The sequence below is a fragment of the Candidatus Viridilinea mediisalina genome (assembly GCF_002532535.1).
GTDB classification, from domain to species: Bacteria; Chloroflexota; Chloroflexia; order Chloroflexales; family Chloroflexaceae; genus Viridilinea; species Viridilinea mediisalina.
On record NZ_NQWI01000299.1, the window covers coordinates 1 to 915 of the forward strand.

Below are 915 nucleotides of genomic sequence, written 5' to 3' on the forward strand. Positions count from 1 at the left end.
GCCCCACCGCGCATTTTATGATAGAATAACGCTGCACATGTCTTCCGCCCCAAAGCAAGAGATTAGACCCCCATCATGTCAACAGACCTCAAAGCTGAGGCCGATGCCTTGATCGCCCGTGGGCGGGCGTTGTTGGAGCATGGCGATTTGCCGCAGGCAACCGCTCTGCTCAACCAAGCGGTGCGCCACTATTGGAGCGCCGGAGAATATTATGCGGCTGCGGCCCAGACGGGTAACTATGGCTGGGCGCTACGACGGCGCGGACGCCCCGATCTGGCGCGGCCCTACCTTGAGCAGGCTGCCGCACTCTTTCACCAAATTGGCCTTGAAGAGTTTGCCGAGCGCCACCGTTTTGCTGCCGAAGATGCCCATAGTGGCTTGAGTGCTGAATTGCTAGAGAGTATGCCCACCATAGTGCGTGCTGCCCTTGAGCGCGGTGATGGTGCGGCGTTGCAGCATGCACTTGATGCACTGAGCCTGGCCGAGCGCCAAGTGGTGCTTGAACGGCTCGCCGCTGCTGGCGTCATCCAGACGGACGACGCGGCGGCTGATGATGCGGCAGAAGCCCTGCGCCAGTTTGCTCCGCTGCTGGAAGCAATTGCCACTGTGGCACGCGGTGATCGGCGTGAACAGGGGGCGCTTGAGGCTACCTTGGAAGAATTGGAGCGCAAGGGTTGGTGCCTACGCGCCCCGGTTGGCGCTATCTGGGCTGGAACACGCGATCCAGCGCAACTTACAGCGCAACTCGACCCACTTGACCGTGCGTTGGTGCAACGCATCCTTGAGTTGATTTAGTTGTTAGGGAGGGTTTCAGAAACAGCCTTTCAGCTTTACTGTTGGAGTGCCGACTTATGGTGTTCCAGAAATTAATCCGGTGTCGCGGCACGGGCTAGACCTGATAGATATGCCAGATTT

Annotated in this window: 1 protein-coding gene; it reads left to right on the top strand. The window is 58.9% G+C overall.

Features of this window, described 5'->3' with window-relative positions; translation table 11 throughout:
• The first annotated feature begins 75 nt into the window (after positions 1–75).
• On the top strand, positions 76–795 hold the full coding sequence (locus tag CJ255_RS22145; RefSeq protein ID WP_097646216.1) for a hypothetical protein: 720 nt from the start codon (positions 76–78) through the stop codon (positions 793–795).
• Positions 796–915 lie beyond the last annotated feature (120 nt).